The sequence below is a fragment of the Sellimonas sp. genome, from assembly GCF_047234585.1.
Lineage (GTDB): Bacteria > Bacillota > Clostridia > Lachnospirales > Lachnospiraceae > Sellimonas > Sellimonas caecigallum.
Genome location: NZ_JBKSWG010000026.1, coordinates 1 through 13,276, shown reverse-complemented (window position 1 = coordinate 13,276; position 13,276 = coordinate 1). Strand labels below are relative to the sequence as shown.

Annotated in this window: 15 protein-coding genes and 1 other annotated feature; of the genes, 14 read left to right on the top strand and 1 reads right to left on the bottom strand. The window is 46.8% G+C overall.

Annotated elements, in window-relative coordinates; genetic code table 11:
* Positions 1–16 precede the first annotated feature (16 nt).
* Positions 17–242, top strand: a binding site (T-box leader).
* 122 nt (positions 243–364) lie between these two features.
* The 14 genes from ACLROL_RS10175 (at position 365) to ACLROL_RS10110 (ending at position 12,935) form a co-directional block, all read left to right on the top strand.
* The gene (locus ACLROL_RS10175; protein ID WP_087201097.1) at positions 365–3,013 is read left to right on the top strand and encodes a valine--tRNA ligase; all 2,649 of its coding nucleotides are present in this window, start codon (positions 365–367) and stop codon (positions 3,011–3,013) included.
* A 16-nt stretch (positions 3,014–3,029) separates the two neighbouring features.
* Positions 3,030–5,252: an LTA synthase family protein gene (locus ACLROL_RS10170; protein ID WP_413067768.1), complete on the top strand. Its 2,223-nt coding sequence runs from the start codon at positions 3,030–3,032 to the stop codon at positions 5,250–5,252.
* Between the two features lie 11 nt (positions 5,253–5,263).
* Positions 5,264–6,574, top strand: a complete 1,311-nt coding sequence (locus ACLROL_RS10165; protein WP_087201035.1) for a bifunctional folylpolyglutamate synthase/dihydrofolate synthase — start codon at positions 5,264–5,266, stop codon at positions 6,572–6,574.
* Positions 6,561–6,695: a hypothetical protein gene (locus ACLROL_RS10160; RefSeq protein WP_275952214.1), complete on the top strand. Its 135-nt coding sequence runs from the start codon at positions 6,561–6,563 to the stop codon at positions 6,693–6,695. The genes ACLROL_RS10165 and ACLROL_RS10160 overlap by 14 nt, the downstream gene beginning before the upstream one ends.
* Positions 6,696–6,717: 22 nt before the next feature.
* Positions 6,718–8,130: a tetratricopeptide repeat protein gene (locus ACLROL_RS10155; protein ID WP_087201033.1), complete on the top strand. Its 1,413-nt coding sequence runs from the start codon at positions 6,718–6,720 to the stop codon at positions 8,128–8,130.
* A gap of 112 nt (positions 8,131–8,242) precedes the next feature.
* Complete coding sequence (locus ACLROL_RS10150) at positions 8,243–8,557, top strand: anti-sigma factor antagonist (protein WP_087201031.1); 315 nt, start codon at positions 8,243–8,245, stop codon at positions 8,555–8,557.
* On the top strand, positions 8,554–9,012 hold the full coding sequence (spoIIAB, locus tag ACLROL_RS10145) for an anti-sigma F factor (RefSeq protein WP_087201030.1): 459 nt from the start codon (positions 8,554–8,556) through the stop codon (positions 9,010–9,012). Before ACLROL_RS10150 ends, spoIIAB begins: the two co-directional genes overlap by 4 nt.
* Positions 8,991–9,728, top strand: a complete 738-nt coding sequence (locus tag ACLROL_RS10140) for a SigF/SigG family RNA polymerase sporulation sigma factor (protein WP_087201029.1) — start codon at positions 8,991–8,993, stop codon at positions 9,726–9,728. The genes spoIIAB and ACLROL_RS10140 overlap by 22 nt, the downstream gene beginning before the upstream one ends.
* A gap of 51 nt (positions 9,729–9,779) precedes the next feature.
* Complete coding sequence (locus ACLROL_RS10135; protein WP_087201028.1) at positions 9,780–9,983, top strand: hypothetical protein; 204 nt, start codon at positions 9,780–9,782, stop codon at positions 9,981–9,983.
* Positions 9,943–10,608 carry a stage V sporulation protein AA gene (locus tag ACLROL_RS10130; RefSeq protein WP_413067767.1) on the top strand — a complete coding sequence of 222 codons (666 nt, stop codon included), beginning with the start codon at positions 9,943–9,945 and terminating at the stop codon, positions 10,606–10,608. Before ACLROL_RS10135 ends, ACLROL_RS10130 begins: the two co-directional genes overlap by 41 nt.
* Entirely contained in the window at positions 10,568–10,990 is a 423-nt protein-coding gene (locus tag ACLROL_RS10125; RefSeq protein ID WP_087201024.1) for a stage V sporulation protein AB, read from the top strand. Before ACLROL_RS10130 ends, ACLROL_RS10125 begins: the two co-directional genes overlap by 41 nt.
* Positions 10,978–11,499, top strand: a complete 522-nt coding sequence (locus tag ACLROL_RS10120; RefSeq protein WP_087201022.1) for a SpoVA/SpoVAEb family sporulation membrane protein — start codon at positions 10,978–10,980, stop codon at positions 11,497–11,499. Before ACLROL_RS10125 ends, ACLROL_RS10120 begins: the two co-directional genes overlap by 13 nt.
* A gap of 52 nt (positions 11,500–11,551) precedes the next feature.
* Positions 11,552–12,568, top strand: a complete 1,017-nt coding sequence (locus ACLROL_RS10115) for a stage V sporulation protein AD (RefSeq protein WP_087201095.1) — start codon at positions 11,552–11,554, stop codon at positions 12,566–12,568.
* Positions 12,569–12,578: 10 nt separating this feature from the next.
* The gene (locus ACLROL_RS10110; protein WP_087201020.1) at positions 12,579–12,935 is read left to right on the top strand and encodes a SpoVA/SpoVAEb family sporulation membrane protein; all 357 of its coding nucleotides are present in this window, start codon (positions 12,579–12,581) and stop codon (positions 12,933–12,935) included.
* Here ACLROL_RS10110 and ACLROL_RS10105 read toward each other — a convergent pair whose 3' ends face one another.
* A complete protein-coding gene (locus tag ACLROL_RS10105) occupies positions 12,936–13,202 on the bottom strand; it encodes a hypothetical protein (RefSeq protein WP_087201018.1) in 267 nt (88 codons plus the stop codon). It lies immediately after the preceding gene.
* Between the last annotated feature and the right edge of the window lie 74 nt (positions 13,203–13,276).

Sequence of the window (13,276 nt, the reverse complement as noted above, 5' to 3'; positions counted from 1 at the left end):
AAACGTAGTTTCATATTTAAAGGTGTTGAAGAAGAGGAGTACACACCTGTCCTTGACAGAGAAAATTGCCCGCAGGCTGAAAGGTAATTGCAAGAAGGAGTTGTGGAAGGTAGCTTTGGAGCCGGATATCCGAACAGACCAAGTAAGATATCCCGGGGTAGTTTCCGTTACAGAACAGATGAGATATATGGGATACACATACCCGTATAAAAAAGGTGGTACCGCGGTTATACGCCCTTTACAATATGTAAAGGGTGTTTTTTATTCTACAGGAAAGTTCTCTGGACTTTGCCTCCGGAATAAAATACTTCCCGGGAGGGAGCGCGAAAAGGGCCAGCTTTGTAATGAGTATGAGGAGGAAAGCATGAGCAGGCAGTTAGAAAAAACGTACAATCCAAAAGAGATTGAACCAAAGCTTTATGAAAAGTGGTGTGAAAACAAGTATTTTCACGCAGAAGTAGACAGGAGCAGAAAACCGTTTACAACGGTAATGCCTCCGCCGAACATCACAGGAAAACTTCACATGGGACATGCGCTTGACAATACGCTGCAGGATATCCTGATCCGTTACAAACGGATGCAGGGATACAATGCACTGTGGATCCCGGGTACGGATCACGCGGCCATCTCCACGGAAGTAAAAGTGACTGATCAGCTGAAAAAAGAAGGGATCGACAAAAGAGATCTCGGAAGAGAAGGATTCTTAAAACGTACATGGGAATGGAAAGAAGAATATGCCGGAACTATCGAGTCACAGCTTAAGAAACTTGGCGTTTCCTGTGACTGGGACAGGGAACGGTTTACCATGGACGAAGGATGCAGCGAGGCGGTAGAAGAAGTTTTTATCAGACTTTATGAAAAGGGATATATCTACAAGGGATCAAGAATCATCAACTGGTGCCCGGTATGTCAGACTTCTCTTTCCGATGCGGAAGTAGAGCATGAGGAACAGGCAGGACATTTCTGGCATATCCGTTATCCGATCGCAGGCACAGACAGAAGCCTTGTGATCGCAACGACACGTCCGGAGACCATGCTTGGAGATACGGCTATCGTAGTCAATCCGGATGATGAGCGCTACACGGACATCATCGGAAAAATGGCGATCCTTCCGCTTGTAAACAAGGAGATCCCGATCATTGCCGATTCCTATGTAGACAAAGAATTTGGAACCGGAGCCATGAAAGTGACGCCGGCACACGATCCGAACGACTTTGAAATCGGAAAACGCCACAACCTGGAAGAAATCAATATCATGAACGATGACGCCACCATCAATGAGAACGGAGGCAAATATGCGGGAATGGATCGCTACGAAGCAAGAGAAGCGATCGTTCAGGATCTGAAAGACCAGGGTTATCTTGTAAAAGTAGAAGAATATGCACATAATGTAGGTGTGCATGAACGATGCAAACAGACAGTAGAGCCGCTCATCAAACAGCAGTGGTTCGTACGGATGGAAGAGCTTGCAAAGCCAGCCATCAAAGCGCTGGAAACAGGAGAATTAAAACTGATTCCGGAACGGATGAACAAAGTGTATATGCAGTGGCTGAACAATATCAGAGACTGGTGTATTTCCAGACAGATCTGGTGGGGACATCGGATTCCGGCTTACTACTGTGATGAATGTGGAGAGATGATCGTATCAAAAGGTGCTCCGGAAGTATGTCCGAAATGCGGATGCACACACTTTACACAGGATGAAGATACACTGGATACGTGGTTTTCTTCCGCCCTGTGGCCGTTCTCCACACTTGGATGGCCAAAGCAGACAGAAGAACTGGATTATTTCTATCCGACGGACGTACTTGTCACAGGGTATGATATCATCTTCTTCTGGGTAATCCGAATGGTATTTTCCGGGTTTGAACACACTGGAAAATGTCCGTTCCACACGGTATTTTTCCATGGGCTGATCAGGGATGACCAGGGAAGAAAGATGAGTAAGTCGCTTGGAAACGGGATCGATCCGCTGGAGATCATCGACCAGTACGGAGCCGACGCCCTGAGACTTACGGTAGTGACAGGAAATGCTCCAGGAAACGATATGCGTTTCTACAGAGAAAAGGTGGAGGCAAACAGAAATTTTGCCAACAAAGTATGGAATGCATCTCGCTTTATCCTTATGAATATGGAAGACAAAGTCATCAGCCGGCCGGACGATACGGATCTGTCGCCGTCAGACAAGTGGATCCTCTCAAAGGTAAATACGCTTGCAAAAGACGTGACAGAGAACATGGATAAATTTGAACTGGGAATTGCGGTACAGAAAGTATATGATTTTATCTGGGATGAATTCTGTGACTGGTATATTGAGATGGCAAAATACCGCATCTACCATGCAGATGAGAATTATAAGGCAGCCAATGCCGCACTTTGGACATTAAAGACCGTACTTGGAAATGCTCTGAAACTTCTCCACCCGTACATGCCGTTTGTGACGGAAGAGATTTACAGTGCGCTCGTACCGGAAGAGGAATCCTTGATGATGTCCTCATGGCCGGTATACACAGAAGAATGGGCATTCCCGGCGGAAGAAAATATCGTGGAACATCTGAAGGAAATCGTGCGCGGAGTGAGAAATGCGCGCGCGGAAATGAATGTGCCAAACGGACGGAAGGCGAAAGTCTTCATCGTCTCTGAAGATAAGGAACTTTGTGAGGGATTTGAAACTTTAAAAGAATCAGTAAAACCATTGATGAATGCAAGTGAGGTTCTGATCCAGGAAACAAAAGAGGGAGTCTCTGAAGATGCAGTTTCCATTGTGGTTCCGGACGGAGCTGTGTACATGCCGCTGGAAGACCTGATCGACTTTGAACAGGAGAAGGAACGTCTTCTGAAAGAAGAAGAAAAGCTCAAAAAAGAGCTGGCCCGCGTAAACGGAATGCTGAACAACGAGAAATTCATGAGCAAAGCGCCGGAGGCAAAGGTCCAGGAAGAGCGTGCAAAACTGGAAAAATATACACAGATGATGGAACAGGTTAAGGAACGTCTTGCATCGTTTATGAAGTAGCAGACGAGAGGTAATCATGAAAAAAATCCACTTTACAAAACCTGATATCAAAGGAAAATTGAAAGAGCTGCGCCACATGAGCAAAGCAGATATCAAAGAAAAGCATCAGAGAAAAAAAGAACGAAGAGAGCGAATACTGGAAGAGAGGAGAAACAGCGCGTTCGCAAGAAAAATGGCGCCGGTATACCGGTTCATGAACCGGTTCTCCCTTATCTTCCATGCCCTCTGGGCTATGGTTATCAACTTTGTCATCGAAGTGATCTCCAGACATTCCTTCTTTGAGGCATGGGAGTATATGACAGAGACGCCCCTTGTATTTTTTTACAATTCCTTTATGATCTTTGTCACATTTTCCGTCGTATATCTATTCCGGCGAAGGGTGTTTACAAGGATCCTCATCAGCGTCCTGTGGATTGCGCTTGGAGTGATCAACGGAGCCATGCTCCTGAAACGTGTGACGCCGTTTAATGCGCAGGATCTGAAAGCATTGACAGAAGGGCTGTCCCTTTTCACAAATTACTTTGCAGTGTATGAGCTGATCCTTCTGGGAGTGGGAACGGTGGCTGTCATCATATGGGTTATCGCCATGTGGCGAAGAGGGGGACAGTATACAGGAAAGATGCACCGGTGGTTAGCGCTTCTTGGCATTGGGTTCTGGTGCGTTGTCTACATGTTTGTATCTGATCAGGCGGTAGATAAAAGAGTCGTATCCACCTATTTTGGAAACATTGCGTTTGCATATGAAGACTACGGACTTCCGTATTGTTTCTCGGCCAGTCTTTTCAATACCGGGATCGACGAGCCAAACGGCTACAGTCAGGAGACGATGGACAACATCAATAAAGACGGGAAGCTTACCGAGACAAAAACGGACAGTGAGAAGCTTCCGAATATTATTTTCGTTCAGCTGGAATCCTTTTTTGACCCGACAGAGGTAGAGTACTATCAGCTTTCCGAAGATCCGATCCCGAATCTGAGAAAGATGTTTCAAAACTATTCTACCGGTTATTTCAAAGTACCTTCCGTTGGCGCCGGGACGGCCAACACAGAGTTTGAGGTTCTCACAGGGATGAATATGAGATATTTTGGCCCGGGAGAATATCCGTTTAAAACAAAGCTGAAAACGGAAGTGTGCGAAAGCGCTGCGACAGCCCTGGGAGAACTCGGGTACGGTACGCACGCCCTTCACAACAATGGCGGTAATTTCTACAGCCGTGCAAGAGTGTTTAACAATATGGGATTCGACAGCTTTACAAGCAAAGAATTTATGAACATCCTCCAGCTTACCCCAAACAACTGGGCAAAGGATGATATCCTTGTGGAACATATCATGGATGCCATGGATACAGATGAACGTCAGGATTTCATCTTCACAGTCAGTGTACAGGGACACGGAGATTACCCGACGGAGAAAGTCCTTGAAAACCCGAAGATCAAAGTGACGGGAATGGAAGATGAAGAGCGCCAGAATGCCTGGGAGTATTATGTGAACATGATTTACGAGATGGATCAGTTTGCACAGCATCTTGTGGAAGCTGTAGAGGCGAGAAATGAACCTTCCGTCATCGTATTTTACGGGGATCATCTTCCGACTATGGGACTTGAGGCAAAGGATCTGAAAAACCGATATCTGTACAATACAAACTATGTGATCTGGGACAATATTGGCCTGGAAAAGGAAGATCGGAATATTCCGTCCTATCAGATCATGTCGGACGTGTTTGAGAGACTGGAAATCCACTCAGGTACAGTGTTTAACTATCACCAGACAAGAAGACAGACAAAGGACTATCTGAAAGATCTGGAACTGCTCCAGTATGATATCCTGTACGGAGAAAAGTACGTGTATAACGGCGACCTTCCGATCACGGAAGGACATATGAGGATGGGGGTCAAAGACGTCATACTGACTGATATCGTTCCGCAGCTTGGAGAAGAGGACAGCTACAGTTTGTACGGAGAAAACTTTACAAAACAAAGCAAGATTTTTGTCAATGACGAGCAGCAGGAGTCAAAGTTCCTGAATAATACTCGGGTGCAGCTTAAGGATTGCAAACTGGAAGAAGGGGACATCATAAAAGTTGTTCAGATGGGATCCAGCAGCACGGTATTCCACACGTCGAAGAAATATGTTTACCAGGGCGGAAACTTGACGCTTGCGCCGGAAGAAGAGCAGGATCAGCCAGGAAAGAACTGGGTGGAAGAATTTGAAGGCACGGATGAGAAAAAGGAAGAATAGGGGATCAGAAGATGAATTTTCAGGAAGCGGTGGAATATATTGACAGTCTGCAGATGTTTACGAAGAAACATACTCTGGAACACACAAAGGAATTTTTAAGGAGGCTTGGAAGTCCGCAAAAGGGACGGAAAGTCATCCATGTGGCAGGTACAAACGGAAAAGGATCGGTTTGTGCCTGCATGCAGGCGATTCTTTTGTGCGAGGGAAAGAGGACAGGAATGTTTATTTCGCCGCATCTGATCTCCATCTGTGAGCGGATCAGTATGAACGGCAGATTCATCACAGAGGAGAGGTTTACGGACATATTCCGGGAAGTTCAGAACATTGCGCTTGAGATGGAAGCGGATGGCCTTGGGCATCCGACTTATTTTGAATTCCTTTTCGGGATGGCGATGAAGGCTTTCGCCACGGAAGATATGGAGTACATCATTCTTGAGACCGGTCTTGGAGGGCGGCTTGACGCCACAAACAGCATTGAAAAGCCGGTTCTTACAGTTATCACGTCCATCGGAATGGATCACATGGATATCCTCGGGGATACCGTGGAAGCCATTGCGGCGGAGAAGGCAGGGATCATCAAAAGCGGTGTTCCGCTTGTCATGGACGGATCGAATCCAGACGCTGCGAAAGTCCTGAAAAAAGCGGCGGAAAATGCCGGCGTGTATTGTAGAGAAATCACGGAAAATGCGTACGAAATCCGGAAAATCACGGGCAAAAATATTGCTTTTTCCACGGTAAACCGGTATGATGATACTGCTGAATGGGAAATCCCTATGGCAGGAACTTATCAGCCCGCCAACGTAGTGCTGGCTCTTGAAGGGATGAGTCTTCTCCTGAAAGGGCATCATGCATCGTGGAGCCAGGCACTTCGTCATATGAGGTGGCCTGCCAGGATGGAAGAAGTAAAAGAAGGCGTGATACTGGACGGTGCGCACAATATGCCGGCCGTCAAAGCGTTGGCGGAGAGTGTCCGTGCAAGGATCGACGGGATGGAAAAAAGAGGGCGGATCATCCTTCTTTTTTCAGCGCTGAAAGAAAAACATTACGACGAGATGATCTCGTACATATGCAGGGAGATACCGGCAGATCTGATCATCGTCACAGAAGTGGAAAGTGCCAGGCGGGTGCCGAAAGAAGAACTGAAAGAAGATTTTGAAAAATACACAGACAAGCCTGTGTTTACAGAAGATACATCAGAGAAAGCGTGGCAGCGGGCCATGCAGGAGAAACGGGAAGACGATATGGTTTACTGTTTCGGTTCCCTGTATCTCGCAGGAGAAATCGAAGCGTTGTTAAGGAGGTCTGAATATGCTGAATTTTGAAGAAGAGCTGAAAAAATTCCAGCCGAGTCTGGAAGTGGAAGATATCGAAAAAGCAGTTTACCAGGAAGACCTGACAGATATGTCGGAGATACTAAAAGAAGTGGTGGAAAAATCCAAGTAGCAGGAAATCAGGGGAGGATTTCATGGATATCAAGAAAAAATTAGAGTATCAGTCAAACTATTGGTACAATGACGGGCTGAAAAGAGCGCAGATCCAGGATATGACGGGAGCTATTGCATCCCTTCGGAGAAGTCTTCAGTACAGCCAGTCCAATATCACTGCAAGAAATCTTCTGGGTCTTTTGCTGTACGGAAGAGGAGAGGTGGCGGAAGCGCTTGTGCAGTGGATCATCAGCAGAAATTTCCAGGCATCGGGAAATATTGCAGAGTATTATATACAGAAAGTGCAGTCGTCCAAAAGCGAACTGGAAGTCATCAATCAGGTAGTAAAAAAATATAACCAGTGTCTTCAGTACTGCAGCCAGGGAGGGGAAGATCTGGCGATCATCCAGCTGAAGAAAGTGGTAACGGAGCATCCGTCATTCCTGAAAGCGTATCAGCTCCTTGGCCTGCTTTACCTGCATACGGAGCAGTACGGGAAGGCGCGTCAGGTGCTGAGAAAGGCTCACAGACTGGATACGACGGATCCGATCACTCTTTCTTATCTCCACGAGCTGAACCGTGTACAAAAGAAAAAAGCGGTCAGCATCAAGGAAGGAAAGGAGCAGCCGGCAGTCAGCTATAAACTTGGCAATGAGACCATCATTCAGCCGGCTCAGGGAGTGCGGGAAAATTCCCCGATGTTTACCATCGTGAATATCGCCATCGGTATTCTCGTAGGGGCGGCTGTCATGTGGTTTTTGATCATGCCGGCAGTCAACCAGTCCAAGTCTCAGCAGGCAAATGAAAGTATCGTGGAGGCAAGCGATCAGATCGCGACACAGAAATCCGAGATCAGCGCTTTAAAAAAGGAGCTGGAAGGATACCGGACAAAGAGCGATGAAGCACAGACGGCGAAGGAGACAGCCAAATCCACGCAGTCGAGTTACGAAGCTTTGCTGGATGTTACGACAAAATATGCGGCAGGAACAGAGAGCAACCAGAATCTGGCGTCGACGCTTCTTTCCATCAACAAGGATTCCCTTGGTGAGGATGGAAAAGCACAGTATGACAAGTTGGCGGATAGCATTTTCCCGAGCGTCTGCAGAAGACAGTATAACCGAGGGATCGCAAGCTTTGATGTGAAGAACTACGATACAGCGGTGGAAGCCCTTGCGATGGTCGTAAAGATGGATGAAGAATATGACGACGGAAATGCCATGTACGTGCTGGCGCAGGCCTACGAGGCTACTGGAGATACAAATAATGCAAAAACCTATTATCAGAAAGTGACGGAACAGTTCTCAGGAACAGAGATGGCAGAAGAGGCGCAGTCCAAGCTGGAAGCACTAAATGCAGCGGCAGATCAAAATGCGGCGAATCAGAATGCGGCGGCAGATCAGAATGGACAAGGCGCAGAAGATTCATCAAGTCAGGAACAAGACACAACCGAATAGAAAGATACGAAAGAGGATACGGAAAAATACCGTATCCTTTTGTTATTCTGTGGAAAAGTCTTTGGACTTTTCTGTAAAGTAAAATGAAATGTTTAATAAGGGGGAAATGACAATGGAGTATCAGGTGGAAGAAAACTGTCTGACGATTTATCTTCCCAAGGAACTGGATCATCATACAACGGAGGAAATACGCAGGGAGACGGACAGGCAGATTGACAGAAATCATATTAAATATGTAATCTTTGATTTCGGGGAGACAAACTTCATGGACAGCTCGGGGATCGGAGTCATTATGGGACGATACCGTAAACTGCATCTTACCGGGGGAGAAGTCTGGGCTGCCCATCTGAATGAACGCATGAAAAAAATACTGAAAATGTCGGGAGTGACAAAAATTGTACGAATTTATGAGGAGGAGACGAAATGAACAGGAATACGAATGAAATGGAGATCATATTTGACAGCTGCTCGGAAAATGAAGGATTTGCAAGAGTTGCAGTGGCGGCTTTTCTTACGCAGCTGAATCCGACCATAGAGGAAGTGGCGGACGTGAAGACTGCAGTGTCAGAAGCGGTCACAAACGCCATCATACACGGATACGAAAATGAAGTGCATAAGATATCGATCCTCTGCTGTGCGGAAGGGAAGACGCTGGAAATTGCGGTAAAAGACAATGGGCGGGGAATCGAAGATATTGAAAAGGCCATGCAGCCCATGTTTACGACGAAACCGGAACTGGAACGCTCCGGCATGGGATTTGCATTCATGGAAGCTTTTATGGATGGACTGGAAGTGGAATCTGCTCCAGGCCAGGGAACTACGGTAAAAATGAAAAAAATCATAGGTAAAGGAAGGGCAGGATGGACCATACAGCCGAATTGATCTTACGTTCACAAAACGGGGATGAAACGGCAAAGGAGACACTTGTGACGGAAAATACAGGGCTTGTCTGGTGTGTGGTAAAGCGGTTTTATGGCCGGGGAACCGAGGCGGAAGATTTGTTTCAGATTGGTGTCATCGGACTTTTGAAAGCTATTGATAAATTTGATTTTTCCTACGATGTAAGATTCTCGACCTATGCGGTTCCCATGATCTCCGGGGAGATCAGGAGATTCTTAAGAGATGACGGTATGCTGAAGGTAAGCCGTTCTCTGAAAGAATTGGCCGCGAAAGCGGGGAAGGAAAAAGAACAGTTTACGAGGAAAATGGAAAGGGAACCTACCGTAGAGGAACTTTCAGACATTCTCGGGGTGGAGAAAGAGGAACTTGTGCAGGCTATGGAGGCAGCCACGGAGGTGGAGTCACTGTACAGGCCTATCCATCAAAGTGACGGGAGTGAGGTAGAGCTGATGGACAGGCTCGAAGAAAAGGAGAGAACGGAAGAAATCATTGACCGTATGTTTTTGCAGTCGCTTCTGGAAACATTGGGAAAGGAGGAAAGGCGCCTGATCTACCTCAGGTACTTCGAAAATCGGACTCAGTCTCAGACTGGAAAACTTCTGGGGATCTCTCAGGTCCAGGTTTCCCGCCTGGAAAAAAAGATACTGAACCGTATGAGAAATGAGGCAAAAGAAAAGGAAGGCATATCCGAGGTATAATTTTTCCCTGATCCGGCATACTACCTTTGAAAGAAAGCGAAGGTGGGAAAGATGGAACAGGAAAAAAGAAAGATACGGATATGCCTTATCTGTGTCGTACTTTTGGCGGTAACGGTTGGGATCATTTACGTCCTGACTGCAAAGACAGAAACGCAGACAGACAAAAAAGACGGGACACTCGTAAAGATCATGGACATGCAAAGGGGGGATACAGATGGCGGCCTCATCACAGACGCTTTACATCAAAGGGGATAAAAACAAAGAAGTCACAAAAAATGAAGTACTGATGGGAGATATCGTCTCCATGGAATGTGCGGACCAAAATATCGTAAACCGGCTGAAATCCATCTGTATTCTGAAGATGCCGGAAGGAGGAAGGCAAAGAGCTGTTATCTCTGTCTTGAAAATCATATCTGTGATACATGAGATCTATCCAAACCTGACAGTAGAAAATCTGGGAGAGACGGATATGATCGTCACACGGGAGGAACAAAAGAAACACGGGAAAGCCTATTATATATTGAAAAGTTCGATGGTTCTTTTGATCACTTTTATCGGTGCAGCATATTCCATCATGTCATTTAACAACGATGTGGGAGCCTCGGAACTATTCAAACAAATATATGTGCTTGTAACAGGAAAGACGTCAGACGGTTTTACCATTCTGGAAGTGACGTACTGTATCGGTATGAGCGTAGGGATTCTGATTTTCTTCAACCATTTTGGAAGAAAACGGTTTTCTGTAGATCCTACGCCGATGGAAGTAGAGATGCGTACGTACGAAGATGAGATACAGGTTACGCTCATCGATGAATATTCCAGAAAGGAGCAGGAAATCGATGTGGATACACCAGATCATACTGGCAGTCATAGGGGTTAGCGCCGGGGCCGCAATTGCAGGAGGACTGTTTTCCTTTATCATCGGACTTGGCGTTATTTCCGTTTTTGCGGATCGAACCCACACAGGAAAAAATATTCTCTTATATGAAGATTCCATTGCGCTTGGGGGGATCATTGCAAATATCATGTATATCTTCCAGATCCCCATTCCCCACGGAGAGGTTCTCCTTCCTTTGTTCGGCCTGTTCTCCGGCATATTCGTAGGATGCTGGGCGATGGCTCTGGCTGAAATCCTGAATATTTTTCCGATTTTTATCCGCAGGATCAAGCTGTTTCGAGCGATCCCTTGGATCATTATCGGTATGGCGCTTGGAAAAGGGGCAGGAGCATTTGTATTTTTCCTGAACGGATGGGGAAAATAGATGACAGACAGAAAAAGGAGGAAAGGATTTTGAAGAAAGCACAGAATACAAAGCAGGCACAGAAACAGAAGGCGTATGAGGACTACGTCAAACAGAAGACGCCGGTACACAACTTGTATAAAAATATGCTGCATGCATTTCTCACAGGAGGAACTATCTGCGTAATAGGGCAAGCAATACAAAATTATTTGAAGAGCACAGGAATGGATCAGGAACTTAGCGGCAGCTACACGTCCATGCTGCTTGTGCTTTTGAGCGTGATCCTGACAGGATTTGGACTCTATACGAAAATAGCCAAATGGGGCGGTGCAGGCGCACTCGTTCCGATTACCGGATTTGCAAACTCTGTGGCGGCGCCTGCTATTGAGTACAAGAAGGAAGGGCAGGTATTTGGAATCGGATGTAAGATCTTTACCATTGCCGGTCCCGTTATCCTGTACGGAATCACAGCAAGCTGGGTTTTTGGATTCTTATATTACCTGTGCAGGCTGGCAGGCATCGCATGGTAGGAAAAGACGACAAAAAGATCGGAGAAAGGCGGGGATCAGATTGAAAAACGGAATGATGAAAGGAAAGCAGAGCCTTTGTTTTGCGGTATCGCCCTATATTTTGAGCGCAGCGTCCATCGCAGGGAAGAAGGAGGGAGAAGGACCTCTGGGAAATTGTTTTGATGAGCTTGGAAAGGGGAAGGATAATCTCTTTGGGAAACAGTCATGGGAAGAAGCAGAAAGTGAGATGCAAAAAAGGGCGTGCTTAAAAGCTGTGGAGAAGGCGGGACTTTTGCCCCAGGATATCCGGTTTCTATTTGGCGGAGACCTTCTACGCCAGGGAGTGGCCACGTCAATGGGGATCGAAGCCCTGAAAATACCGATGTTTGGGCTTTTTGGAGCGTGTTCCACGTCCGGGGAAGCGATCGCCCTGAGCGCTATGAGTGTGGCGGCAGGATACGGAGATCATGTACTGGCAGTCACATCCAGCCATTTCGGAAGTGCGGAAAAAGAATTTCGCTTCCCGCTTGGATATGCAACTCAAAGGCCGCTCTCGGCCCAGTGGACAGTGACAGGCAGCGGCGCCTTCGTTGTGAGTACGCAGAAAAGCCATGTCAGAGTAACAGGTGTGACTGTTGGGAAAATTGTGGATTTTGGACTGAAAGATTCCCAGAATATGGGGGCATGTATGGCCCCGGCCGCTTGTGATACCATCACGCAGAATCTGGAAGATTTTGGAAGAGATGTGGAAGAGTACGATCAGATCGTTACCGGAGATCTGGGGTATATTGGACAGAGTATTTTGTTCGATCTTGTTCGGAGAAAAGGAAAAGATATCTCGAAGAAACACATGGACTGCGGGATGAAGATTTTTGACCAGAAAACGCAGGACACTCATGCCGGGGGAAGCGGCTGCGGTTGTGCGGCTATAACACTTGCATCTTACGTTCTCCCAAAGATCGAAAAAGGAGAGTGGAAGAAAGTACTTTTTGTTCCAACGGGGGCGCTGATGTCCACGGTCAGCTTCAATGAAGGAGAGAGTGTGCCGGGAATCGCTCATGGGATCGTGCTGGAACATGTAAACGGATAAGGAGGAGATCATGGATTATATCAATGCTTTCTGGGTAGGAGGGCTGATCTGCGCCCTCGTACAGATACTCATGGACAGAACAAAACTGATGCCGGGCCGGATCATGGTGCTTCTTGTATGCTCCGGGACAGCGCTTGGATTTTTGGGGTTGTACGAACCATTTGTCAAATTTGCAGGTGCAGGCGCCAGCGTGCCGCTGCTCGGATTTGGAAATACACTTTTTAAAGGAGTCAGAGAAGCCGTGCAGACCCATGGATTCATCGGAATCTTCGAGGGAGGATTTACGTCAAGCGCTGTAGGTATCTCCGCTGCCCTCGTCTTTGGATATGCGGCTTCTCTGATCTTTGAGCCAAGGATGAAAAAGTGATCAGTCTTCTTCGATCACTTCGATTTCGAGATAATCAAAATCGATGCTGTCGATGAAGCTGTCCTGATAGAAGCGGACTTTTGCGTGGCGGCGGAACTCTTCGATGGAAGAGTCAAGCCAGATCGGCTTGCTCAAGTCGAATTCATAGCAGATCTGTTCCAAAGCCCGCAGAACCTTATGAGTACGCGTGTCCTCAGAGTCATCGCAGATGACGGTATCCGAGAGCAGACGGTTGCTCTTCCATGTCTTGCCCCATAAACGAAACATATGATCCCTCCCTCGAAAGATAATAATCTCTCGGAATCTTCATCCCTTGATTTATAAGGGGTTTGGATTCCTTT